General features: G+C 56.3%; 22 protein-coding genes. 9 read left to right on the plus strand and 13 right to left on the minus strand.

Translation table 11 applies throughout. The features are described from left to right. Positions 1–80 precede the first annotated feature (80 nt). From J9777_RS13260 to J9777_RS13270, 3 genes are read right to left on the minus strand one after another with little or no spacing between them, the layout of a single operon-like run. Entirely contained in the window at positions 81–731 is a 651-nt protein-coding gene (locus J9777_RS13260) for a CoA transferase subunit B (protein ID WP_245228744.1), read from the minus strand. A gap of 24 nt (positions 732–755) precedes the next feature. Beyond that, positions 756–1,889 (minus strand): hypothetical protein, encoded by a 1,134-nt coding sequence (locus tag J9777_RS13265; protein ID WP_209349278.1) that lies wholly within the window; start codon positions 1,887–1,889, stop codon positions 756–758. Further along, entirely contained in the window at positions 1,889–2,611 is a 723-nt protein-coding gene (locus tag J9777_RS13270) for a CoA transferase subunit A (RefSeq protein WP_209349279.1), read from the minus strand. The genes J9777_RS13265 and J9777_RS13270 overlap by 1 nt, the downstream gene beginning before the upstream one ends. 199 nt (positions 2,612–2,810) lie before the next feature. Between J9777_RS13270 and J9777_RS13275 the strand changes: the two genes are divergently transcribed. Together J9777_RS13275 and J9777_RS13280 are read left to right on the plus strand one after the other, a co-directional pair. Then, positions 2,811–3,551, plus strand: a complete 741-nt coding sequence (locus J9777_RS13275; RefSeq protein WP_209349280.1) for a methyltransferase domain-containing protein — start codon at positions 2,811–2,813, stop codon at positions 3,549–3,551. 258 nt (positions 3,552–3,809) lie between these two features. Beyond that, entirely contained in the window at positions 3,810–6,134 is a 2,325-nt protein-coding gene (locus J9777_RS13280) for a CDC48 family AAA ATPase (protein ID WP_209349281.1), read from the plus strand. Here the strand turns inward: J9777_RS13280 and J9777_RS13285 are convergent, their stop codons facing one another. The 3 genes from J9777_RS13285 to J9777_RS13295 form a co-directional block, all read right to left on the minus strand. After that, positions 6,135–7,214, minus strand: a complete 1,080-nt coding sequence (locus J9777_RS13285) for a mechanosensitive ion channel domain-containing protein (RefSeq protein ID WP_209349282.1) — start codon at positions 7,212–7,214, stop codon at positions 6,135–6,137. It abuts the gene before it with no gap. Positions 7,215–7,576: 362 nt separating this feature from the next. Next, positions 7,577–8,290 (minus strand): glutaredoxin, encoded by a 714-nt coding sequence (locus tag J9777_RS13290; protein WP_209349582.1) that lies wholly within the window; start codon positions 8,288–8,290, stop codon positions 7,577–7,579. A gap of 44 nt (positions 8,291–8,334) precedes the next feature. Then, positions 8,335–8,607 carry a metal-sensitive transcriptional regulator gene (locus J9777_RS13295; RefSeq protein ID WP_209349283.1) on the minus strand — a complete coding sequence of 91 codons (273 nt, stop codon included), beginning with the start codon at positions 8,605–8,607 and terminating at the stop codon, positions 8,335–8,337. A gap of 77 nt (positions 8,608–8,684) precedes the next feature. Here J9777_RS13295 and J9777_RS13300 point away from each other — a divergent pair, with 77 nt between their 5' ends. Together J9777_RS13300 and J9777_RS13305 are read left to right on the plus strand one after the other, a co-directional pair. Further along, positions 8,685–10,379, plus strand: coding sequence for a copper resistance system multicopper oxidase (locus tag J9777_RS13300; RefSeq protein ID WP_209349284.1), 1,695 nt, complete (start codon positions 8,685–8,687; stop codon positions 10,377–10,379). Further along, the gene (locus tag J9777_RS13305) at positions 10,376–11,419 is read left to right on the plus strand and encodes a copper resistance protein B (RefSeq protein WP_209349285.1); all 1,044 of its coding nucleotides are present in this window, start codon (positions 10,376–10,378) and stop codon (positions 11,417–11,419) included. Before J9777_RS13300 ends, J9777_RS13305 begins: the two co-directional genes overlap by 4 nt. A 468-nt stretch (positions 11,420–11,887) precedes the next feature. Here the strand turns inward: J9777_RS13305 and polA are convergent, their stop codons facing one another. Then, positions 11,888–14,749 (minus strand): DNA polymerase I, encoded by a 2,862-nt coding sequence (polA, locus tag J9777_RS13310; protein WP_209349286.1) that lies wholly within the window; start codon positions 14,747–14,749, stop codon positions 11,888–11,890. Between the two features lie 274 nt (positions 14,750–15,023). Here polA and J9777_RS13315 point away from each other — a divergent pair, with 274 nt between their 5' ends. Next, on the plus strand, positions 15,024–15,284 hold the full coding sequence (locus J9777_RS13315; protein ID WP_209349287.1) for a hypothetical protein: 261 nt from the start codon (positions 15,024–15,026) through the stop codon (positions 15,282–15,284). Positions 15,285–15,390: 106 nt separating this feature from the next. Here J9777_RS13315 and J9777_RS13320 read toward each other — a convergent pair whose 3' ends face one another. Then, positions 15,391–16,419, minus strand: a complete 1,029-nt coding sequence (locus J9777_RS13320) for a serine hydrolase (RefSeq protein ID WP_348632005.1) — start codon at positions 16,417–16,419, stop codon at positions 15,391–15,393. 247 nt (positions 16,420–16,666) lie between these two features. Between J9777_RS13320 and mtnP the strand changes: the two genes are divergently transcribed. Next, the gene (mtnP, locus tag J9777_RS13325; protein ID WP_209349289.1) at positions 16,667–17,533 is read left to right on the plus strand and encodes an S-methyl-5'-thioadenosine phosphorylase; all 867 of its coding nucleotides are present in this window, start codon (positions 16,667–16,669) and stop codon (positions 17,531–17,533) included. On the opposite strand, the gene J9777_RS13330 is transcribed toward mtnP, so the two are convergent. After that, positions 17,530–18,051, minus strand: a complete 522-nt coding sequence (locus tag J9777_RS13330; RefSeq protein WP_209349290.1) for a hypothetical protein — start codon at positions 18,049–18,051, stop codon at positions 17,530–17,532. The two genes, mtnP and J9777_RS13330, sit on opposite strands and share 4 nt — an antisense overlap. Before the next feature lie 135 nt (positions 18,052–18,186). On the opposite strand from J9777_RS13330, the gene J9777_RS13335 reads away from it, so the two are divergent. After that, positions 18,187–18,744 (plus strand): DUF2061 domain-containing protein, encoded by a 558-nt coding sequence (locus J9777_RS13335; protein ID WP_209349291.1) that lies wholly within the window; start codon positions 18,187–18,189, stop codon positions 18,742–18,744. Here the strand turns inward: J9777_RS13335 and J9777_RS13340 are convergent, their stop codons facing one another. Continuing rightward, positions 18,745–19,752 (minus strand): radical SAM protein, encoded by a 1,008-nt coding sequence (locus tag J9777_RS13340; RefSeq protein ID WP_209349292.1) that lies wholly within the window; start codon positions 19,750–19,752, stop codon positions 18,745–18,747. Further along, positions 19,749–21,170: an FAD-dependent oxidoreductase gene (locus J9777_RS13345; RefSeq protein WP_209349293.1), complete on the minus strand. Its 1,422-nt coding sequence runs from the start codon at positions 21,168–21,170 to the stop codon at positions 19,749–19,751. Before J9777_RS13345 ends, J9777_RS13340 begins: the two co-directional genes overlap by 4 nt. 115 nt (positions 21,171–21,285) lie before the next feature. On the opposite strand from J9777_RS13345, the gene J9777_RS13350 reads away from it, so the two are divergent. Together J9777_RS13350 and J9777_RS13355 are read left to right on the plus strand one after the other, a co-directional pair. Beyond that, positions 21,286–22,341 (plus strand): methyltransferase domain-containing protein, encoded by a 1,056-nt coding sequence (locus J9777_RS13350; RefSeq protein ID WP_209349294.1) that lies wholly within the window; start codon positions 21,286–21,288, stop codon positions 22,339–22,341. Next, a complete protein-coding gene (locus J9777_RS13355; protein ID WP_245228745.1) occupies positions 22,338–23,381 on the plus strand; it encodes an SDR family oxidoreductase in 1,044 nt (347 codons plus the stop codon). Before J9777_RS13350 ends, J9777_RS13355 begins: the two co-directional genes overlap by 4 nt. A 2-nt stretch (positions 23,382–23,383) precedes the next feature. Here J9777_RS13355 and J9777_RS13360 read toward each other — a convergent pair whose 3' ends face one another. After that, positions 23,384–24,121 carry a glycosyltransferase gene (locus J9777_RS13360; RefSeq protein ID WP_348632006.1) on the minus strand — a complete coding sequence of 246 codons (738 nt, stop codon included), beginning with the start codon at positions 24,119–24,121 and terminating at the stop codon, positions 23,384–23,386. Then, positions 24,118–24,696, minus strand: a complete 579-nt coding sequence (locus J9777_RS13365; protein ID WP_209349295.1) for a TIGR04282 family arsenosugar biosynthesis glycosyltransferase — start codon at positions 24,694–24,696, stop codon at positions 24,118–24,120. The genes J9777_RS13360 and J9777_RS13365 overlap by 4 nt, the downstream gene beginning before the upstream one ends. Positions 24,697–24,708 lie beyond the last annotated feature (12 nt).

The raw sequence follows: 24,708 nt of genomic DNA on the forward strand, positions 1-24,708 counted from the left end.
GAATTCGCATCAGTAGAAACAACAAAACGGGCGGCCCGGAAACGAGCCGCCCGTTTTGTCATCTGCAAGAATGCGTCCAATCAGCTCTCGTAATGCGCCGTCGTTTTTGCGGCGACTTCCTCTGCCGTAATGCCGGGGGCGAGTTCGATCAGTTTGAAAGGGCTTTCATGATCAGCACGGTGGAATACGCACAGATTGGTAATGATCATATCGACCACATTCTGCCCGGTCAGCGGTAGGGAGCATTCGGGAATAAACTTCGGATCGCCCGCTTTGCTGTTGTGATCCATAACAACGATGATCTTTTTGACACCCGCGACCAGATCCATCGCGCCGCCCATGCCTTTGATCATCTTGCCCGGGATCATCCAGTTGGCGATGTCACCATTCTGCGCGACTTCCATCGCACCAAGAACGGTCAAATCGATATGTCCGCCGCGAATCATGGCGAAGCTGGACGCGCTATCGAAATAGGCAGAGTGCGGCAGTTCGCTGATTGTCTGTTTCCCTGCATTGATCAGGTCCGCATCGACGTCTTCGTCATAGGGGAAGGGGCCGATACCCAGCATTCCGTTCTCGGACTGCAGTGTCACTTGCATCCCTTCGGGAATGTGGTTGGCGACCAGTGTAGGGATGCCGATCCCCAGATTCACGTAATAGCCATCCTGCAATTCCTGCGCGGCGCGGGCGGCCATCTGGTCGCGTGTCCAGCCTGTGGCGGTATCTGCCATGTCTTACTGTCTTTCTATTTCAAATTATTGGGCAGTCAGCGGTAATGGGGTCAGGAACCAGCCTGCGCCGATCAACTCTTCGAGCGGTTGGGCGGCACTTGTGTCCTTCAAGTAGAGATAGAGTTCATCAAAATCGGCACGCGTATCGCCGCCTATAGCCAGCAGGCAGTGCGTTTCGGCGAGTTCCTTGCGGCGCGCCTGCTTACGGTCATCGGCCCGCCGCATCAGAAGCAGCGCATCGTCACCGCGGGGGTCCAGCCCGCTGGCAACGAGCGATTTGCGGATCGCGCCAGCGGCAATCGCAGGCTGCTTGGAGATCCAGAAAATATCGACCGCTTGCAGTCTGAGTGATGCGAGAATTTGTCCTAATGCCGGATTGGCTTGAGGTGTGATTGACGAGTCAAACGTCTGATCGCCGGGATCAAGATCAATCAGCACAGCTGGCGGGCGAATGCTACAATCTGTACGCGTCGGACTAAGCGAACCGGGAGCGGCCAATATGGCCGACTGACGAGGGCTTTGAACCGGATCGCGCCGCGCTTGTGAATCCACATAGCTATAGAGCGCATCATAGGCGCGGAAATCGGTTGGACCGTTTGGCAGTGAAGGTGGTGAGGCTGTCGCAACCGCTGGTGATTCCGCAACCGTTAGGTCTGGAACGGGCGCTGGCATCTCAGCGCGTGCTGTCGGTACTTCGGCTACTTCGGTTGGAGCCGTTTCAACAAGCTCGGCATCCTCGGCGACCGCAGTCACTCCGCCGAGCGCCTCTTTCTGCTCGATATCCACGGGACCGATGAAGTCAGCAGACGGCCGCTCGACGACAGCCAGCTCTTCGTCTGGAATCGAAATCTGTGATGCCGGCAATTCTTCGACTGCCACTTCTGCCATTTGAACTTCGGCGATCGGTTCCTCGGTGACGGCGGCAGGTGGCGGTGTCGGAACTGGTACCTCAGCAACCGTAGTTTCGGAAACAGGCTCTGCAGCCGCTGTGTCTTCGACCGCCACAACGCCGTCGCGTTCTTCGTTCTCGTCTGATTCAAGCGCTTCTCTGCCAAGCAGCGCACCACTGGCGACGACCGGGATGGCAGCCACCACGCAGCCGCTGAGGAGCAGGGCTGAACCGAGCGCGAATATAGCGTTGGCCGTCTTGCGTGGCATCAGGCGTCCTCGCGCTCCGTGATCGTGCGGAACTCGATTTTCTTGTCGTAGGGTGCGCCTAGGACCATCCGCTGAACATAGACACCAGGCAAATGGATGCAGTCTGGATCGAGTGAGCCGGCCGGTACAATCTCTTCAACTTCAACGACGCAAACTTTGCCGCAGGTTGCCGCGGGCAGATTGAAATTGCGCGCTGTTTTGCGGAACACCAGATTGCCGGTTTCGTCGGCCTTCCATGCTTTGACAATGGCTAGATCAGCGAAGATTCCCCGTTCGAGGATGTACTCTTCGTTCGTTCCGTCGTCTTTGGCAAAACTCTTTACCTCCTTACCAACTGCAACCTGCGTTCCGACACCGGTCTTGGTATAGAAGCCGGGGATGCCCGCTCCGCCAGCGCGCATCCGCTCGGCTAAAGTGCCTTGTGGGCAGAACTCGACTTCGAGCTCGCCGGAAAGGAATTGTCGTTCAAACTCCTTGTTTTCCCCGACATAGGAGGAGATCATCTTCTTCACCTGTTTGGTACGCAGCAGCTTACCGATACCCTCATTATCGACCCCGGCATTATTGCTGGCGAAAGTCAGTCCGGTAACACCGCTATCGCGGATCGCATCAAGGAACCGTTCGGGAATTCCACACAGTCCGAAACCTCCGGATGCGATCAGCATATCATTGCGAAGGACGCCATCGAGAGCGGATGCGGCGTCAGGAAACAGTTTTTGCATATTTCACCTCGAAGAACGGTTGGGTTCTGCAGCAGAGAATGTTCTGCTTTGCGCATAGCGATTGGCTGGGCGCGTGTCATCCTGAGAAGCGGTTGCTCTTTAGTCGATTGATGCGAGGGATTGGTCGAGGTCGACTGGTCGGCTGATCAATATCATGCTTTGCTACCATCAGCGGAAATGTAACTGAGGGGGAAATTCAATGCGGGCTATTGTTTTAGCACTCGCCATGGCGGGTATGTTGGCCACTGGGCCATCTCATGCAGGATCGAAGAGCATCGATGCGGCTGTCGCCAGCTCCGCACGCAGCGATGAGAGCCGCGCGCTTGATGAAAGTCGACAACCTGCGGCAGTTCTGGAATTCTCCGGAATCGAGAGCGGTGATGTCGTGGCTGATTTTATGGCAGGCGGTGGTTATTACACCGAGTTGATTGCCGACGTTGTTGGGAAGAACGGGCGGGTTTACGCCGTTAACCCGCAGGGCTTCCACGATGCTGAGGCATGGGCACCGATTTCCCGGAGGCATTCCAACATCCGGACGATGCCGGTTGACCCGCGGCAGATGATGATCGCGCCCGGCAGCGTGGATAGCGTCTTCACGCATCTGGTGTTCCACGACCTCTATTGGGAATCGGAAAAGTTCAGATTTCCCCGGCTCGACCCCGAGATGATGCTCGCAAATTGGTTTGCAGGCGTGAAATCGGGCGGGTCGGTGATTGTCGTCGACCATGTTGGGCCAGCTGGCGATCCACGCGAAGTGACGGCCAAGCTTCATAGGATCGATCCCGCGCGTGTTATTGCCGATATGACCAAGGCGGGCTTCGTGTTGGAGGCCCAGTCGGATATGCTGCGCCGCAGCACAGATGATCAATCATTGAATGTTTTTGACCCGTCAATTCGGGGCAAGACCGACCGATTTGTGATGAAATTTCGCAGACCCTAAGCGTATTTGGCAAGATTGTTGCGCTTTGTGCAACAAACAATGATCTTTTCGCACTTGCACAATAAACGGTTGTGACGCATTTAGACGGTGCCTTTTAGGCATCCTCTCCCAAACTTTTTAGGCCCGGTCGGTAACGACTGGGCCTTTTTTCTTGTGCGCCCGCAAGGCCCTGATTGGTCTTTCGCATTTGCATCCTGCGCGCCCTCTTCCTAGCTAGAGCCGAACGAAGTTGATTCTGACCTAAGGAACAGGTGCTTGATGGCGAAAACCGACGCGGCGACAGTAGAAAAGACGACTCGATTACAAGTCGCGGCGGCACGGCAGGAGGAAAGCGGTCAAGGTATTGCCCGTATGCCGCGGTCTGCTTTTCAGGCGCTTGGCATTACCGAAGGCGATGTCGTCGAAATCACCGGCAAGCGGAGCACCGTTGCGGTCGCCATGGCTGCTTACGATGAAGATCAATCACTGGCGGTGATCCGTCTGGATGGCCTCCAGCGGGGCAATGCCGAGGCTGCATCAGGCGAACATGTTCAGATCACCAAGGCTGAATCGCAACCCGCAACGCGCGTCGTGTTCGCGCCTGCGCAGCGTGAAATGCGGTTGCAGGGCCCGACACAAGCACTCAAACGGAACTTCTTCCGCAAACCAGTTGTTGCAGGCGACTTGGTTGCAACGACTGGTCAACAGCCGGTCCAGAACATGCCTGCGGAAGTCCAGCGGATGTTCAACGCGCCGGCCTATGCTCTTACGCAGATTCGCCTGAGTGTGGTTTCGACTGTCCCGAAGGGCATCGTCCATATCGATGAGAATACCGAGGTCGAGCTACGCGCGGAATATGAGGAGCCACGTGATCCGCGTGCGGGTGTCAATTACGATGACGTTGGCGGGATCGGTGATACGATCAAACAATTGCGCGAGATGGTGGAACTGCCGCTGCGCTATCCCGAATTGTTCACCCGCCTAGGCGTTGATCCGCCAAAAGGTGTGTTACTGCATGGCCCTCCGGGAACCGGCAAGACCCGGCTTGCCCAAGCGGTTGCCAATGAAAGCGATGCCGAATTCTTCACCATCAACGGCCCGGAGATCATGGGATCTGGGTATGGTGAGAGTGAGAAGAAACTGCGCGAAGTGTTCGAGGAAGCAACGAGAGTTTCTCCATCGATCATTTTTATCGACGAAATCGACTCTATCGCACCCAAGCGTACGCAGGTGCAGGGTGAAGCGGAGAAGCGACTGGTAGCCCAATTGCTTACCTTGATGGACGGGCTCGAGGCACGTTCCAACCTTGTGGTGATCGCGGCAACAAATCGTCCCGATGCGATGGATGAGGCTTTACGCCGTCCGGGCCGGTTCGATCGTGAAATCGTGATCGACGTGCCGGATGAGAAGGGCCGCCGCGAAATCCTCTCTATCCATACCCGCGGAATGCCGGTTGGTGACAAAGTCGATTTGACCGAATTGGCCAAGACGACGCATGGTTTTGTGGGCGCTGATATTGCTGCTCTTGCCCGAGAGGCTGCGATCGAAGCCGTTCGCCGGATCATGCCGCAGCTCAATCTCGACGAACGCACGGTCCCGCAAGAAGTTCTCGACGATCTATGCGTCACTCGCGAAGATTTCCTCGCTGCACTCAAGCGTGTGCAACCATCCGCGATGCGCGAAGTGATGGTGCAGATGCCGGATGTCGGCTGGGATGCCATTGGCGGTGTCGATGATGCCATCGAGAAGCTGCAGGAGGGTATTGAGCTTCCACTCAAGAATCCCGAAGCATTTGAGCGTTTGGGCATTCGTGCGGCTAAAGGCTTCTTGCTCTACGGCCCTCCCGGTACCGGCAAAACCTTGCTGGCCAAAGCTGTCGCCAAAGAAGCGGAAGCCAATTTCATCTCGATCAAGAGCAGCGATCTCTTGAGCAAATGGTACGGCGAAAGCGAGCAACAGATCGCCCGCTTGTTTGCCCGTGCGCGCTCGGTCGCGCCGTGCGTAGTATTCATCGATGAGATCGACAGTCTCGTCCCGGCGCGCGGAAGCGGTCAAGGTGAGCCGCAGGTTACCGGCCGCGTGGTCAATACTATTCTTGCCGAAATGGATGGTCTGGAGGATCTACAATCTGTGATCGTGATCGGGGCAACCAATCGCCCCACGCTCGTCGACCCTGCCATCCTGAGACCTGGCCGGTTTGATGAACTCATTTATGTCGGCACACCCGACGTTGCGGGTCGCGAACATATTCTTAAAATCCACACGGCCAATATGCCGCTGTCGGGAGACGTTGATCTGCCGAAAATCGCGCAAGAACACACCGGGCGCTTTACCGGCGCTGATCTGGAAGATGTAGTACGCCGTGCGGGCCTAAACGCGCTGCGCCGTGCAGGCGGCGATGTCAAAGAAGTCACACAAAGCGACTTTATGGAAGCCATCAAAGACTCGCGCGCAACGGTCACTTCGAAGATGGAAGCCGAGTATAAAAAGATGCGCGGCGAATTGAAGAAGCGCGCCGCGGCAGTCAAACCGTCAATCGGCTTCCTCACCGATGGAATGGTCGAACCCGTGCGCGACAAGAAGCACGGCGCTGACGAGGAATAATTATTTGCCCTTCACGCGCTCGTTCGCCGCTTCGACTTCGAGTCGGTGGCGGATGAGCGCGTCTGGCATTTCCTCACGCAGCCACTCGAGCATGTGCTCGCGGACATGGCAGCGCAATTGCCACAGATCACCAATGGTTCTGGCGCTGACCGCAAGGCGTAGCTCAATGCTCTCCGGATAGGCTTCGGTCATCAAGCACTGGACAGTGCGGCCATCCCAAAGCGGGTTCTCTTCAACGAAGCGGACCAATTCCGCGCGGATTGGCTGGACTTTGGTTGCGGGATCGAGGTGAAGCAGAATGGGTCCGGTCAGTTTCTCGCTCTTGCGCGACCAATTTTCGAAGCTCTCATCGAGAATGGATGTGGTCGGGACGATAACCGCTCTTTCATCCCATGTTCGTATAGTGATGAAGCTCATGCGGATCTCCTCCACCCGGCCCGTATGTCCATCAATCACGACCAAATCACCCAATCGCAACGGTTCAGTAAAGGCGATCTGCAATCCGCCAATAAGCGATTTCAGCGCAGGTTGCGCTGCGGCACCAACCGCCAGTGCCGCCAAACCAGCGGAAGCCAGCAAGGTGGTTCCGATCGACTTTACCGCCGGGATGCTGAACAACATCAGGCCTACCGTGACAAAGATGATCACAAACGTGGCCGTGCGCGAAAAAATCGCGATACGCGTACGGCGACTGCGGACAGCGACGGGGTCTTCCGATGCCTCAAGCTTGATTTCCATCGCCGCAGTGAAGGCTTTGACAATCGTGTAAGCGATCCAACCCAGCAAAGCCGGGCGAACGAAGCGCGCGATAGGCTCCCAAACCAAAGCGAGCGTGTCGTTGCCCTGGGCCACGATCGTGACGCCGATGGCGATCAGCGACCATTTGATCGGCCGCCTGATACCTTCGATAATGAGATCATCAGTCGTTGTTTCCGACTGCCGCGTCACGCGCTGCAATATTGCGAACACGATTCGATAGATCGCATAGGCGATTACGACGGCTGCAGCCAACGCGATGGCGGCGCTGGCCGCATCGCTCCAAATGATGTCCCAGTTTGCCGGGTTATACTGTTCTAACATAGCCGCCACCTATGGATGCGCCGAAGCACTTACAACCCCGTGCGTCGCTGGCGGGACTGGCCAGGGTGACAGATGGTTGACAAAGGCGACACGGTGTCAACCGCGTAAAAGTCGCCCTAAATATCTCTAAAATCGAGAAAAACCTGCTTCTCGGCCGCAAGGCGACACGAGTGCTCCGCCCCCGGGGCGCACTCCCGGCGTTTGCTCCGCCCAGAACGGATTGCGGATGGACGGCAGCGCTGCAAGAGTTTGGCAGGTGGACCATGCGGCTACGATGCAGCTTGCAGCGCCTGTAGGACAGCAGAAAATATGGCGTCCGCTTGCGACCCAATTGCAGCCGTTGTGAAAGCTCTAGTCTGCATTCAGCCTAATGCAGGCTTTATGAGCATCCAAATAGCCATACCGATCATAAACAAGTTCTCGGTCAAAGAGACAAAGCCTAGTGGAACATTGCTATCGCCGCCGACGCAGGCGCATTTCAGTTCTCGCTTGTCGATATAGGCCGCTTTGAAGACGCTTATGGCACCAATGCTACCAATGGTCAGCGCAACCGGGATGGAAATCCAATTGAGAATATGCGCAGTCATCAGCACTCCGGCGAGACCTTCGGCAAAGGGATAGATATAGCCATAGGGCACCCACCGTTTGGCGAGCAGATCATAATTCAGGAACATCGTTGAGAAGTTCTCGACATCGCGCAGCTTCAAGTAAGCAAGGCCGCACATTGAGAAACTGACAAACCACTCCGCAGAAAGGATCGATAGCGGCCTACCAGTCGCTACCCACGCAGCGCCGAGAGCCATAAGTGCCATCATCGCAAACAGGGCGACAACTGGCTGATAAGTAGTTCCGCTCTTTTCGACTGGCTTGCCAAAATGCGCCGTCAGATCGGTGTAGCCGCCGATGCGTTCGCCATCGATCCATGCTTGCGGGGTCGTTTCGACACCATGCTCCATCTTGAAGGCATCCGTTTCCTCGCGGGTCGTGAGGTGATGATCCTCGACATCAAAACCTTGACGTTCAAGTAGCCACTTGGATTTTACGCCATAAGGGCACACGTGATCTTCCATGACCATGCGATAGAGTTTGGCGTTTTTTAGTTGCTTCACGTTAACGGCTCCTACTTCCGCGTCCGTTCGAGCAGATCGACAAGTTCCTGAAATTTCTCTCGCTGCTCACCTTCGTCGCCACTCGCGATTGCTTCGGCCACACAACAGGCCGCGTGATCCTTGAGAACCTGAGTTTCGACTTTTGCCAGAGCGGATTTGACCGCCTGTATCTGGTGCAGGATGTCGATGCAGTAGCGGTCGTCTTCGACCATCTGCGCGACGCCCCGGACTTGGCCAGCAATTCGGTTCAGCCGATTGACCTTTGCATTGTTTTTGTCGCTCATAAGTTCGATCCCATTGAAATACCCTAGGGGGGTATATATAGGAACCTGTAGCGGATCAACAATAGCGATGAGCATTCATGCCCGAACTTACACGAAGACGCTTGATTACCAGCACCGCAGCACTTGCTGCTGCGACGTCACTTCCAATGCCGGGTTGGGCTAAGGGGCGCTCTCTAACGCACGCTAGGAGAGGCTTCGGAGAGTTTTCCGGTGAGGACATCGAACTCGCCATCGGCGATCACCATTTTTCAACAGGTGGGCGCTCTGGGCACGCATTTGCGGTCAACGGCACTGTCCCCGGTCCTCTCATTCGCTTGCGCGAAGGGCAGGATGTCCGGCTGCACGTCACCAATAATCTGGATGAGGATAGTTCGATCCATTGGCATGGTTTGCTGTTACCTTTCCAGTTCGATGGCGTTCCCGGTGTCAGCTTTCCCGGCATCAAGCCGGGTCAGCGTTTTACCTATGAATTTCCGATCCGGCAGAACGGCACCTATTGGTGGCATTCGCATTCCGGCTTGCAAGAACAGGCTGGGCATTATGGCCCGATCATAATTGAGAGCGCCGAACCCGACCCGCGCTATGACCGCGACTATGTCGTGCTGCTATCCGAGTTCACGCCGATGCATCCGCATGAAATCATGCGGAAGCTGAAAGTCGGCGAGCACTATTTCCAACGTCAGATGCAGACCGCCAGTGAGGGTGAGATGTCCGGCGCAGAACGGCGTATGTGGGGCCAGATGCGAATGAACCCACGTGACATCTCCGATGTGACGGGCAGCACCTACACATTTCTGATCAACGGACACGGACCCGCTGACAATCTGGAATTGGAGTTCAAACCCGGCGAGCGGGTTCGTCTGCGCATCATCAACGGCAGCGCAATGACGTTCTTCAACCTGCGCATTCCCGGCGTGTCGATGACGGTCATTCAGGCTGATGGGCAATATGTCGATGAAGTGGCGGTCGATGAATTCCAGATTGGGGTGGCTGAAACTTACGACGTGATCGTTGCCCCGCCCGCCGGAAGCCATGCGATTGTAGCGGAAGCGATGGATCGAAGCGGCATGGGTGTTGCCAGTCTGACTTCGCATAAAGGCCATATTGCAACCCCTCCGCCGCTACGCGAAATTCCGACCCTCACCATGACAGATATGGGAATGATGGATCATGCAGCTATGGGGCACGACATGGGCGGCATGGATCATGACATGCGCGACACTTCACTGCTGCCCGATGATGTCAAAGCCGGACCGGGCGTCGATATGGTTGCGCCGATGCCAATGGACCGGATGAACTTCCCCGGTCTTGGCCTCGACAAAGTTCCACACCGCGTGCTGCGCTATACCGATCTCAAGGCCAAGCGCATGAACCCGCACCGCGAGGTCGAGCGAGAGATGGAGATACATCTCACCGGAAACATGGAACGCTACATGTGGTCCTTTGACGGCAAGAAGTTCACTTCCGTCACCGATGACCCGATCCGGTTCGGCTATGATGAGCGCGTTCGGGTAAAGCTGGTCAATCAGACCATGATGGCGCACCCGATCCATTTGCACGGCCATTTCTTTGAAATGGTGAACGGTGCAGACCATATGCATCAACCACTCAAACATACCATGGTGGTGCAGCCGGGCGGCACAGCAACATTCGACTTGACTGCCAATGAGCCGGGTGATTGGGCGTTTCACTGCCACCTGCTCTACCATATGCACGCAGGCATGATGCAGGTGGTTACCGTTCGGCCATTTCCTAAAGGTGATGGCGAATGATCCGGATTTGCATTCTCGCAGCAGTTGCGCTGGCGTCCGCGCCGCTTGCCGCGCAGGATCATAGTGCGCACGGCAAACAAACCGCGCCAGAGGTGGATCATTGCGCGATGGGTCATATGCCAGCCGATCAATGCCCTCCGCAAAACGATGAGAAACCTCTTGAGGGAGCAGATCACGCCTCGATGGCGCATTCTACTTCCGACGCAGCAGACACGCCTCCAATGGACCATTCGGCCATGGGGCACGGTGGGCACTCTGCACCTGATGATAAATCGGCCAAAGGCGCAGCACCCGAAACTGCGGTCCCGGCGAGGGCGCTAGAAGGTCCGCGCCACGCAGCAGATAGCATTTGGGGCGCAGAAGCTATGGCCCCTTCGCGCAAGCAACTGGCCCGCGAAAACGGCGATATGAAAACCGGAATGATACTCCTTGAGCGGCTGGAGGCGCGTTTCGCTGCTGATGGCGGTGAAGATGGATATGTCTGGGATGCGCAAGGCTGGTATGGCGGCGACATTAACCGTTTCGTTGTAAAAACAGAAGGTGAAGGCGAGTTTGGCGGCACGGTCGAGGACGCCGAGATACAGGCTATCTACAGCCGTGCCATCGGGCCTTTCTTCGATTTGCAGGCAGGTGTCCGCTTTGATCCTGAACCTAATACACGCACGCATTTGGTGGTCGGAGTGCAAGGTCTCGCACCTTATATGTTTCATGTTGATAGCGCACTGTTCCTATCCGACAGGGGCGACCTGACGGCCCGCATTGAGGGCGAATACGATCAGAAGATAACGCAGCAGCTAATTCTGCAACCGCGCATTGAGATTGAATTGGCTGCGCAAGACATCCCGGAGCGCGACATTGGCGCGGGTATTACCAAAATCAAGCCGGGTCTTCGACTGCGATACGAGCTTCAGCCAGAGTTCGCGCCTTATATCGGCGTCGAATACGAAGCCAAGGTGGGCCAGACAGCAAACTTGGCGCGATTAGCTGGTGAGGACCCGGATGGTTTCAAGTTGATTGTCGGTCTTCGAGCGTGGTTTTAGACTGCGAGCGAAGTCGGCTTTCCACCCCAATCGCGGACGTTGGTAACAGATAGCAAAATGCACTACCAAAGGTACTGGAGAAGATTGTGCTTTCGAAAATTAACAAGCGACTTGGTGTAGCGGCTGCCCGGGAAGAAATGCGCATACCTTCAGAGACAGAAGTCGCTGATCGGACGATGGAGCTATTTTACTTTGCTTGCACAATGACAATGATCATTGTTTGTGTGGTCTATTGGACAGCATTCACAAACTCCTCGCTTGGGTTCGCTACAGCTATTTTAGGCCCCCTGTCGACTTTAGCCGCTGGGATTTTTTCCAGAAGAAAGCGTCTAAGAATGGGCGATCAGCGCGCTAGTTATTTGAGTTCGCTCGCCGAAAGTAACTGTTCCTCTGATTGAGGCGCGACGTCAGCTTTCCACCCCAAACTCAGACATTCGGATATTGGCTCCCGATATCGCCGCCCTCCCTCTAATGCGCCTCGCCCCAGCTACTGCCCGATCCGATATCGATGCCCAGCGGGATCGACAGCGACATGGCAGGCTCTGCCGCTTCAGCCATGACTTTTTCGATCACTTTGCTCGCCGCCTCGACGTCACCTTCGGGCAGTTCGAATACCAGTTCATCGTGGACCTGCAGCAGCATCTGGACATGGCCTAGCCCGGCCTCCTCTAGCGCTGGCATCATCCTGGCCATCGCGCGTTTGATGATGTCGGCGCTGGTGCCCTGGATCGGAGCATTGATCGCGGCGCGCTCGCTGCCTTGGCGTTCGGTCTGGTTCTTGGAGTTGATCCGCGGGAACCAGGTTTTGCGGCCGAACAGTGTTTCCGAATAACCGCGCTCCTTCACCTGTATCAGCGTTTCGGAGATATATTTCTGGATCCCCGGGAAGCGGTCGAAATAGGTGTTGATCACCTCCTGAGCTTCGTCGGCCTCTACGCCCAACCTGCCTGCAAGTCCCCAGCGCGAAATGCCGTACAGGATCGCGAAATTGATGGTCTTGGCCGCCGCCCGCGTATCCCGGGTGACTTCGCCGTACATTTCTTTCGCAGTGCGTGCATGGATATCCTCGCCTTGTTCGAACGCTTCCTTGAGCGAGGGGACATCGGCCATATGCGCGGCGAGGCGCAATTCGATTTGCGAATAGTCTGCGGCGAGCAAGACATTGCCTTTCTCTGCCACAAATGCTTCGCGGATTTGACGGCCGATAGCGGTGCGGATCGGAATATTCTGCAAGTTTGGATCGGTGGAGGACAGCCGCCCGGTCTGCGCGCCGACCAAAGAGTAACTCGTGTGAACCCTTCCGGTGTCGGGATTGATCGCTGCCTGCAGAGCATCGGTATAGGTTGACTTGAGCTTGCTCAGTTGCCGCCATTCCAAGACGCGCGTGGCGATCTCGGCACCTTGTCCGGCCAGCTTTTCAAGTATGGTCTGGTCGGTCGAATATTGTCCGCTCTTGCCTTTGCGCCCGCCTTTGTAGCCGAGCTTCTCGAACAGGATGGTGCCTAACTGTTTCGGGCTGCCGATAGTGAATTCTTCGCCAGCTTCCTCATGGATCAGCTTTTCAAGCTTGCCCATCTCAGTGGCGAATTCCTCTGACAGTTTGGCAAGCCGCGCACGATCCACCTTGATTCCGTTGCGCTCCATCATCGCAACGACCGGAACTAGCGGACGGTCGACGCGTTCATAGATCTTAGTACCGCCCTCGACTGGTAAGCGTGGTCTCAGATGTTTGTGCAGCCTCCACGTAACGTCAGCATCCTCCGCCGCATATTCGGTTGCGCGGTCAAGCGGTACTTCGCCGAACGGGATTTGCTTCTTGCCAGTGCCGCACACCTCTTTGAACGATAGCGGTGTATGGCCCAAATGGCGGTTGGACAGTTCATCCATACCGTGCCCGCCGCCGATGCCTGCTTCACCCCGTCCGGCGTCGAGATCGAAGCTGATAATCATCGTGTCATCGATTGGGCTGACTTCGACTCCGTAACGCGCAAGCACGTTCAGGTCGTATTTGATGTTCTGCCCGATCTTTAGAACCGCATCGCTGGCGAGCATCGGCTTGAGCGCTTCCAAGGCGTCGTCGCGCGCAATCTGTTCGGGGCGCTCGGCGAACATATCGGTGCCGCCGCCGCCTTCATTGTGGTGATCAAGCGGGATGTAGCACGCATCATTCGGCCCAACGGCCAGACTGATCCCGACCAGATCGGCCTGCATCGCATCGAGAGCGCTTGTTTCTGTATCGACCGCGACGACCCGGGCATTCACACATTTGGCAATCCACGCGTCGAGCGCTTCGGGTGTCTGGACGCACTCATAGGATGTGCGATCCACTGCAGGCATATCGGGCAAGGGCTGACGATTGCCGTCGGGTGTACCCTCGTCACCAGCTTTTTGGGCTTTGGCCGGATTGAGGTCGTTGGGGCGTTCCGGGCTACCACTCCCGGAATCAAGTCGCCGGAGCAAGCTGGTGAAGCCATGCTCCTGCAGGAACGCGGTAAGAGGCTCTGGCGGGATGGTCTTGAGCGCCATCTCTTCAAGCGGGACGGGGAGTTCGCAATCTTCCTTCAGCGTCACCAAAATTCGGCTGAGTTCGGCATCCGCGCGGTGTTCCAGAAGGCGCTCTTTCAGCTTGGACTTTTTCATGTCCTCCGCCGAATCCAAGGCGGCAGTGAGATCGCCATGTTCAGCGATTAGCTTGCTCGCAGTCTTTGGGCCGACGCCATAGATGCCGGGTATGTTGTCTGCAGTGTCACCCATTAGCGCGAGGACATCGCCGACTTTATCGGGCGTTACACCAAACTTCTCTTCGACTTCCTCGATATAAATTCGCGCGCTTTTCATCGTGTCGAGCATGTCGATCCGTGCTGGTCCGTTCGGGCCGTCTTCCTCGCCAACAAGCTGCATCAGATCCTTGTCAGACGAAACAATAGTGACGTCCCACCCCTGGGCTTGGGCGGCACGGGCATAGGACGCGATGACATCATCCGCCTCGACATCGGGCTCCTCAATACATGGGAGCGAGAAGGCGCGTGTCGCATCGCGAATCAGAGGGAACTGTGGAACCAGATCTTCGGGTGCAGGGGGGCGATTCGCTTTGTACTGATCGTAAATCTCGTTGCGGAACGAGTGGGACGACTTGTCGAGAATCACTGCCAAGTGAGTCGGCCCCTCAGCAGCATCAAGATCGTCCGCGAGCTTCCAAAGCATTGTTGTATAACCATAAACCGCCCCCACCGGTGTCCCTTCGGGATTGGTTAGCGGCGGTAAGCGATGGTACGCGCGGAAAATATAGGCGGAGCCATCGACGAGATAGAGGTGCTTTTTATCGGACATATGTGCAGCCTAGCAGCGCAACATCCTGCGGTCAGCCAAGTTGAATCGGGCATTCCCCCACTCAATTGCTTCTGCAGCTGACCGCAAAAAAGGCACGGGATTCCGCCGCTTTCGGTTAAATGTGGCCAAAAAAAGGCATATTTTTCGCAAACCCTCTTGCGCTGCCACAATTCCGCCATTATTTAGCAATCACGAAGTCTGTCCTAGGGGGGAGATTTCGCGTGAGGCCACAAAGGCCTTGCGACATCCACTCGCTGTTTTAAGGAATTTATACATGCGTAAGATCGTACTTGCTGCCGCAACTGCTGGCGCTGCTCTGACTCTGGCTGCTTGCTCGGAAACTGCTGAAAAAGCTGGTGAAACTGCTGACGCAGTTGCTGCTGACACAGAAGCAAACGTTGAAGCTATGGCTGAAGGCGCAACTGAAGCTGCTGAAGGAGCTACTGAAGCTGTCGCCGAAGGCGCTGACGCTGCTAAAGAAGCAATGACTGGCGAAGAAGAAGCACCTGCTGAAGAAGCACCTGCTGCTGAATAAGCCATTCGCTTAGCGAATAAAGAAGGGCGGTACCGCAAGGTGCCGCCCTTTTTGTTTGTGCTGAGAAGGGAAACGCCCGCTTCGTCGAAGCAGGCTTACGCCCCAGTTATCCGCCAGTACGATACTCAGCGTCGGTCCATTGCCGTTCACTCGATCCGGCATACCCGCTGTAGAGAGCTCTTGCGATCTGCGCGATTCGCTCATCGCGCATCCTCCGCGCCTCGCGCTTGTTTCGGGCCTCATGGGCAGAGGAAATACTCTGGCCGGTCACGTAAATCGCAGCAGCAATTGTGCGGCCGTCTGGCGTGCGGAAAATGCCGATATCGCTAGCTGTGCGATTCAACGTCCCGGTCTTGTGCGCGACATTTGCACTCAGCGGCAAACCGGAACGCATCCGCTTCTTGCCGGTAGTGGTGCGCTCCATCGCAGTGATGATCACGTCGCGGCTGAAGTCGCTGTGCCATTTGCCTTGATAGATGCCTGCAAGCAGCCGAGCCATGGCCATCGGAGTGGCGCTGTCACGGTTGTCGATCACAGTTGCCGGATCATACTCGCCATCGTCGCGCACCAAAGTGGCAATATCGCGCGACAGCTCGAAATCTTTGATACCAGCCTTGCGCATCCACGCATTCACCGCCGCCGGGCCGCCGACGACGCGTAGCAGCGTATCGGTGCACGCGTTGCAGCTCTTGCTGATCATAAGATCGAGATGTTCGCGCGCGGAAATATACTTGCCTTCGCGCACCGGAGCACGCTTGCTCGAATATTTTGCAGAGCGCACAGGGCGCAGCAATGCATATTCGCTCGTCAGGCTCCAGCGGCCTTCATCAACGCCAGCCATGAAAGTGGCAGCGATGGCGACTTTGCTGGTGCTGGCCATCGGGAAGCGCTGATCGCCGAGCACGGAGATTTCGCGCCCGGTCGCCAGATCAATCGCGGCAACACCGATCCGACCTTTATCTCCATCCGCGATCTGCGCGATACGCCGTTCGAAATCGGTTTCATAAACCGCATCGAACTGCTCTGGCGCGCGGGTTTTGGTGCCGAACGTGCTATCAAAAGCGGCTTCGAAACTGGTTGTTTGGGCCTGTGCTGGTGAAGCGGCTGCAAGGCCGAGAGCTAAGGCGGGTGCCACGACAGCTCCAAGCCGCGCTAATGTATTGAGTCCAAATCGCATAAGCGTAGTCGTACCCCTATCTTGGTTTGGATAACCTTAACGGGCGAAGATTCGCAGGCGCAAGCAATATAGCGACGAAAAGTGTCGCTCGGGCGACAAAACCTTACGGAATCCGACAATATTGAGTCTGACGAGCTGCTTGAGCGATCCGACAAACTGCCATCATAGTGTTTTCGCTGTCGCATTCTGCTGTTAGGACCACATCATGAGCGACACCTGGACAATCGGAATTATTGGCGGCTCCGGCCTTTACCAAATCGATGCGCTGGAAGATACGCAATGGATCCGTGTGAATTCACCCTTTGGCGAGGTTTCTGACGAAATCCTGTGCGGCCGTATCGGCGAAGTACAAGTGCGGTTCCTGCCGCGCCATGGACGTGGCCACCGGATCCCACCAAGCGACGTGAACGCGCGGGCCAATATCGATGCGCTGAAGCGGGCCGGCTGCACCGATCTTCTGGCGATTTCGTCGGTCGGCAGTTTGCAGGAAGAACTGCCACCCGGCCAGTTCGTGGTGGTGGATCAGTTCATTGATCGAACCAAAACGCGCAGTTCCAGCTTCTTTGGTACCGGTATGGTGGCCCATGTCAGTATGGCTGAACCCGTGTGCGAGCGGCTGTCCAAGATTGCAGCAAAAGCCGTGAAGAAGGCTGGCGGCAACGTCAGCAAAGATGCGACTTACCTCGCTATGGAAGGCCCACAATTCTCCACTCGCGCCGAAAGCCACCTTTATCGTGAATGGGGCGCGGATATTATCGGTATGACCGCGATGCCTGAAGCGAAATTGGCACGCGAAGCAGAGCTACCCTATGCGCTGGTTGGCATGGTCACCGACTATGATTGTTGGCGCGAAGACGCTGCCTTTGTTGAGGTGAGCGAAGTCATTGCGCAGATGAATGCGAACGGTGAGATTGCCAGAAAGACAGTCGAGGCATTTGTCGCAGCGTTACCAAAGAAGCGCGTAGCATCGCCGTTGGACACGGTCCTCGACTTTGCAATGATTACATCACCTGATGCACGTGATCCCGAGACACTCGCGAAACTGGATGCTGTTGCTGGACGTGTTCTCTAGTCAGAAAAACGCAAATCGCTGAATTCGAACTGTCCGGTTGAGCAGAAGGTGGATTCCTGTCCGTTCGGCAGTGCCGTGAACGCAGCGCGCCATGACTGATTGTTGATGAATAGGTTAGCAACGCCTTCTCCATCAATGAACATCCGGAAGGACACTGGCTCAGCTACCGGTAATTTGCCCAGGTTGAACTCTTCGCGAATGCCCTCGACATTGGTATTCAGCATGATGTCGAACTCGGTTGCATCAGCTGACGCTGCGACCAACCGCATCACTGCAACACTACTGCCATCAGCGGCGGTGATGCTGGCCCCAACCGATGGCTTCACCCTGCCGCGCCGAAACTGCTTAGCGGTGATCGTACCGCTGACGGATGGCGTTGTTTGGGCGATATTCTTCACTGATGCGGTCGCGTCGATACGTGCGTCACAGTCGAAGGTTAGCGGAGCAGCCTGAGCTGAGCCTGCCATTGTCACCACTGCAATCGGTGCCAGCACCTTCGTCCAAGTCGTAATGTGCATCGTGGTTACCCCTCTCCAAACTGCAATATATCCACGTTGGCAAATTGCTGGAAACAATCAAGTGGCGACGGCGTACTGCGCCAAAAACGGCGCGGCTCACTCGACATCTTTGTTTGTTGAAGGCACAAGCTACCGATGCGCGAAAAGCCAGAACAGCCGATCTTCGGCCCCGAAACCGCTGCGTCAGAGACAAAGAACCCACCCCGCATCCAAGCCAAGCGCTCGGTAGCGAAAGCGATTTCATGGCGTGTGATTGGGACGATTGACACGCTGATCCTGTCTTACCTGCTGATCACCTATCTCGGTCCGGTCTTCGGGATGGAGAAGGATCAGGGCGAGGCGTTGCAAGCGGCGAGCTATATCGCGATCACCGAAGTCGTGACCAAGATGGTGCTTTACTTCCTGCATGAACGGTTCTGGGTCTGGCTTGCTTGGGGCACATCGGTAGTCAACGGGAAGCGCAAAGAGACCTATTCCCGGACCACCACAAAGACCGCAACATGGCGGACCATAGCATCGCTCGACACGATGTTACTCGCGTGGTTCTTTACAGGGAATATCGCCACAGCGGTTTCGATTGGCGGTCTGGAAGTGATTACCAAGCTGGTGCTGTATTTCTTCCATGAACGAATCTGGTCGAATATTCAGTTTGGTATCGTCCATCAGCCCGTAGCGCCGCCGCCGGGTGCTTAGCTAGGCAGAACAGCTAGCACCGCCCAGAACACAGAAACGAGCGCAATGCGGGTGGTTGAGCGAAACGTCTTGTGACGCCTCTTCCAAAGTTGTCCCCATATCGAAACCGTCATCATACGGGATGAGCGTACATGCCGCGACGCGGGGTTCAGCTTCGCCTTTGCGGTGGACGACCATGCGGCTGGTGGCGCACATGATGTCGGCGGGGTTCTGATTCAAAATGCCCCAGCATTCGGTGGTTATCTCAGCGATGTCCTTCGCTTCATCCATTTCAGGAAAGAGAACGAGCCGCATTGGATCGCTTGCATCGATCTGGATGCCTAGCTCTGAGAATAATGCCGCATAGCCTTCTCGCGCTTGATCCATCGTTTCGCTTGGCAGCATCCGACCTGCTACTGCGATGGAGAAGCCGTTACTTGAAAGCCATTTCAGCCCCTCGGTCCCAGGCTCCCAGCTGCGCGGACCGCGCTCTGCTTCATGCGCAGCTTTGGTATAGTGATCGAGGCTGACACGAATGGTCAGCTTGTCGCCAAACCGTTCGCGCAGGTCGAGCAGCGCCGCTTCATGCCGCCGCATCGGTTTCATAGCATTGGAGAGCACCAAAGCCTCGAACCCGCGCTCCAGCGTATCGGTCAGGATCGCTACGAATTCAGGGTTCATGAATGGCTCGCCGCCGGTGTAGCCAATTTCCTTGGTGGCGATGTTCTTCTCGGCGATTTCAGCGAGATAGCGCGCCACATGGTCGCGGCTGATATAGACTAGGGCATCGTTGGTCGGGCTACTTTCGATATAGCAATTGATGCAAGCAAGATTGCATAGCGTACCGGTATTGAACCAGAGCGTTTCAAGTGTGGTCAGCGGCACCGAGGCGCGGCGTTCACCCTTGGCCGTCCAGACTGGATCGGAGAATTTCTCTTCCGGCAGCGCATCTGCTTCGATCTGAAACGGTGAGGCTCCAGTGGGGGCATTGCGGGATTTGCTGCGGCTGCTCGTCGCGGTGTCGGTCAATTAAAAGTCCTGCGCATCTTTGCGACAAATGCCGCATATTTCTTAGGAAGCGATCCAAACACGGTTGGTTCCCAAGCGGAAAACGCCGCGGCTTTCAGAATTTCACTGCGTGTCGGGTAGGAGATAATTGCGGAGCCAAGCGCGAAAGTATTGCTCTTGCCAGTGATCGATTGCGTGAATGGCAACAGCAATTCGCCGGCATTCTTGCCGCAGATACTCGCTCCCAGAACCTTCTTGCCTTTCAGGATGACCTTGAGGTGCCCCTTGGTTGAATCCTCGGCAATGGCGCGCTCATTATGGTCAAAACCTTCTTTGATCACTGTGATGTTGTCATTACCGAATTTCTCGCGCGCTTCCTCGTCGGTCATACCGATCTGCGCGACTTCGGGTTCGGTGTATGTGCACCACGGCAACGCTTTCCAATCGACTTTGGTTGGCAGGCCGGTGGTAATTTCGAGCGCGACGTTGGAGCCTTCATAGCCCGAGACATGCGTAAGGCGCGGGCCTTCGCGGCAATCGCCAATCGCGTAGATATTCTTCACCGAAGTACGGCGTCGCGCATCGACTTTGATACCATTGCGGCCGAGTTCGATACCCAGCTCTTCGAGTCCATAGCCGGATACACGTGCCGAACGCCCAACAGCGATCAGCAAATGCGATCCGGTGACTGTGTCGCCGCCGTCGGTGTGTACGGTGATGTTGCCTTCGGAGCCTTCGACCTTCTGGCCTTTGCCTTCGACAAAGCGGACACCTTCGTCTTTCATGACATCGACAACGACTTGAACGGACTCGCGATCATCGCGGCCCATCGGTTTGCCCGGTTCGATCACGGTCACTTCGCTGCCCAATCGGCGGAAGCTTTGCGCCATTTCCATGCCGATCACGCCGCCGCCGATGATGACCAGATGCTCTGGCTGCTCAGTCAGATCGAACAGGTTCTCGTTGGTGAGATAAGGAACGCCGTCCAACCCATCGATGGGCGGGACAAATGGCTCAGACCCGGTGGCGATCACGATGCGCGGGGCACTGAGAACACGGCCACCAACCTCGACGGTGTGCTTGCCGGTGACTTTGGCGTAATCCATGATCACTTCGCAGCCCATCTCCTCGAAAGTCTCTTTCGAATCATGCGGCTCAATATGCGCGATGGCATCGTGGATATGCTTGTGCACGCCAGCCCATTCGACTTTCGGCGCGGCGAGTTGGACGCCGTAGCGCTTCTCTTCGCGCGCTTCCTGTGCCCGCTTTGCTGCCGTGATAATGGCCTTGGAGGGGACACAGCCATTATTAAGGCATTCGCCGCCCATCTTGTTGCCTTCGATCAGTGCGACTTTGAGGCCAAACAGAGCGCAACCGCCGGCTGCTGTCAGGCCTGCTGCGCCGCCGCCAATCACGATGGCATCATGTGTGAATTTCATGGGGTCCCCCGGTTTTTTCCAACTGTAACAAATTGATGCTGCAAGGCGAACTGAATTGTGCCAAGCAACATGCAATGCTTGGCCTGTCATTCGGCCAAAAGGGACTGGAAGTTACATGAACATCGAAAACAGCCGTGACTATTACGGCAAAGTTTTGGGCGGATCGGATGATCTGAAAACCGACGCTTGCTGCACAACCGAAGCACCGCCACCGGCGATTTTGGACGCGATGCGCAACGTGCATGAGGAAGTCCGGGCGCGCTATTATGGCTGCGGTTTGGTATCCCCTCAGGCTATCGGAGGTGCGGATATCCTCGACCTCGGATCAGGTAGTGGACAAGATGCCTATATCCTTGCGCAGATCGTAGGTGAGCAGGGCAGCGTAACCGGTGTTGATACTACGCCAGAGCAACTTGCGGTCGCGAACGAGCACCTTGAATGGCACCGTGAGAAATTCGGCTATGCCAAATCGAATGTGACGTTCGTGGAAGGTGACATCGAAAAGCTTGACCAGCTTGATTTGCCCGAAAACCACTATGATGTGATCGTATCGAACTGTGTGATCAATCTGGTGGCGGACAAGCAAGCTGTGTTTTCCGCTGCGTATCGGCTTCTGAAACCGGGCGGTGAACTCTATTTCTCGGACGTCTATTCTAACCGCCGCGTACCGACCGAGCTGCACAATGATCCTGTGCTGCATGGCGAATGCCTCTCTGGCGCGCTCTATTGGGGCGACTTTATCGACCACGCCAAGGAAGCCGGTTTCCTCGACCCGCGTTTGGTGTTTAGCCGTCCATTGGGTATCGGCGATCCGGCGGTTGCGGCAAAGCTGGACGGCATCAATTTCCACTCGGCAACTTATCGTTTGTTCAAGCTGCCTGAACTGGAAATGCAATGTGAAGATTACGGCCAAGCGGTCCGCTACAAGGGCACCGTGCGCGGTCAGGAACGCGTATTCGAGCTAGACGATCACCATCATATCGAAGCAGGCAAGATGTTCCCGATCTGCGGGAATAGCTGGAAAATGCTCGCCGACACCCGCTTTGCAGAGCATTTTGATTTCTTCGGCGACTTTAGCCGGCATTACGGCATCTTTCCCGATTGCGGCGTAGCTGTTCCATTCACTGACGGTACCGATAATTCGTCTGAGTCGCCGGCAGCCTGCTGTTGAAAATATTCCTGACCGGAGCCGCCGGACTGATCGGCGGCGAAGTGGCTGCGCGCCTGATCGCGGCGGGACACAGCGTTACTGCGCTCGTCCACAATAATCGCGACATTCGGGCCAATGATGGCCGTGAAGTTGTACCTGATGAAGTCATTGCGGGAGATGTTTCCGCTCCGCTGTTCGGCTGGGACAAGGCCGAGTTTGACCGGCTGACAGCGAGCCACGATCTGCTTATCCATTGCGCTGCGACCGTGCGCTTTGACTTGGATGACGAGACATATCGCCGGGTGAACACAGGCGGCGCAGCCAATGCGATCGAGTTTGCCCGATCTGGCGATATGCCGATCCTGCATGTGAGCACGGCCTATGTTTGTGGAACCCGCGATGGGCCAATTCTGGAGAGCGACCGTGTGCCCGATAGCGGCTTCGCCAATGGCTATGAGGCCAGCAAAGCATCAGCGGAAAAGCTTGTGCGTGCCAGCGGCGTTCCTTTCGCCATTGCGCGGCCAAGCATTGTGGTTGGCGAAAGTGCGACTGGGCTGATCCGGCAGTTTGATACGACCTACGCTGCTTTCAAATTGATCGCCGAAGGCAGAGTGAAGCACATGCCGGCCAAGGCCGGTGCAACGCTGGATTTCGTCCCGCTCGATCACGTTGCAGCCGGGATAACCGCATTGGCGCAGAACATGCGGCGTGCCCAAAGCAACAGGACTGGCGGAACGTATCATTTGGTTTCGGGCCGACCGATACCGGTATCGACCTTTACCGATGGCATTGCGGCCTTTCCGCAATTCCACCGACCTGAACTGGTCGAACCGGACCAATTTGACCCCGCCGGATTGCCCGCTTTGGAGCGACGTCTCTACAAACGGGTCGCGGGTCTCTATGCCAGCTATTTCCAACGCAATCCTGAATTTGACGACCGTGCCGCGCAGGAGATGACCGGACTGGTCTGCCCGCCCACGGGTCCAGAGTTCCTGCACCGGCTGATCGCGCATTGTATCGAGGTCGGTTTCTTGAAAGGCGCTGAGGTTCCGGCAGAATAATCCTACCGCACGTCCGGATAATCCTTTGCCATCCGGCTGCGTGCGCCGACGGCCCATAGAATACCGACTTTGAAATAGATCCAATTTGCTTTCAGCGGTCCCCAAGCGGCAATTCGCCGGTCCGATGTTTCGACCCAGCGGCGTACCAGCTTGATCTTGCCGAGGCGCGCAAATTTCACGCACAGATCGGCTTCTTCCATAACCGCATCGCTGGGCGTGCAGCCGCCAATTTCGAGAAACTGCGACCGGCGGAAAAACATCGCGTGGTCGCCGAACAGCAACCGGACACCGCGCACAAACAGATGTGGCCGTGTGATAATCGGCGCGTACCAGGTCTTGATCCAATTGTGGAAAGTCGTGAACCAGCGCGTCTTATCCGGCCCTTTGATCAGCGGCGTAAAACTGGCCAGCGCGATTTTCGGATCGTTAAGCGTTTCAGCGATCACAGCGACCATGTCGCTTGGCGGGATCGTATCAGCATGAAGTACGCAAACGAGTTCAGTCTGCGCTGCCCCAACACCTGCGTTGATCTGGATAGCCCGCCCGGTTTCGGTCTCAAGCAATTGGTGGCCAGCCTCTCGGATCAGATTACAGGTACGGTCGCTGCTGCCACCATCAACAAACAGAATATCGGCGGGTTGGGGATCAAGTACAGCAAGCACTTCAAACATTTCGGGCAGTGCGCGTTCTTCATTGAGCACGGGCAGGACAATTCCAACACTACTCGGGTCCGCGATCACGGCAGGAAGTCCGGCCAGTTTGCGAGGTCTTCCGCAGTATCGACATCGCTTAGTTCAGGCAGCACCGCTGGCCTAATACCGCGCGCAACGAACCGCTCTAGCGTTTCTGCAAATACGGTTTCGGTGCTCCATTCCATATCGGTGAAAGCGAAGTCTGACGGTTCGTTATAGCCCAGCAAATAATAGCCGCCATCGCTTGCTGGGCCGATCACCATCGGATCGGTAGCCAACGTATCGCGCGCTGCACGGAGTATCTGAGGGGTCAGTCCCGGGCAATCGCTGCCGATCACAATCGCAGGCGCGGGTACACGCGATAGCTTATCGGTCAGATCGCCATCGCCTTGCTCGACGATAGTGAGATCATCGCCTAGTCCGGCATGGAACCGCTCAACGGGCGCACCGGTTACCCGCAATTCGAACGGAATGCCGCTTGCGCGCGCCACCTCGACCGTATGAGCGAGCAGCTTGGTGTAGATTGCCGCAGCGCCTTCTGGCCCAAAGCCTGGGATCAGCCGGGTCTTGGCTTCACCCGGAGTAGGCCAGCGGCAAAATATCGAAATCAACGGAGCGGTCATATACGCTGCTGT

It is taken from the genome of Pontixanthobacter sp. CEM42 (genome assembly GCF_017812015.1).
Classification (GTDB): Bacteria; Pseudomonadota; Alphaproteobacteria; order Sphingomonadales; family Sphingomonadaceae; genus Pontixanthobacter.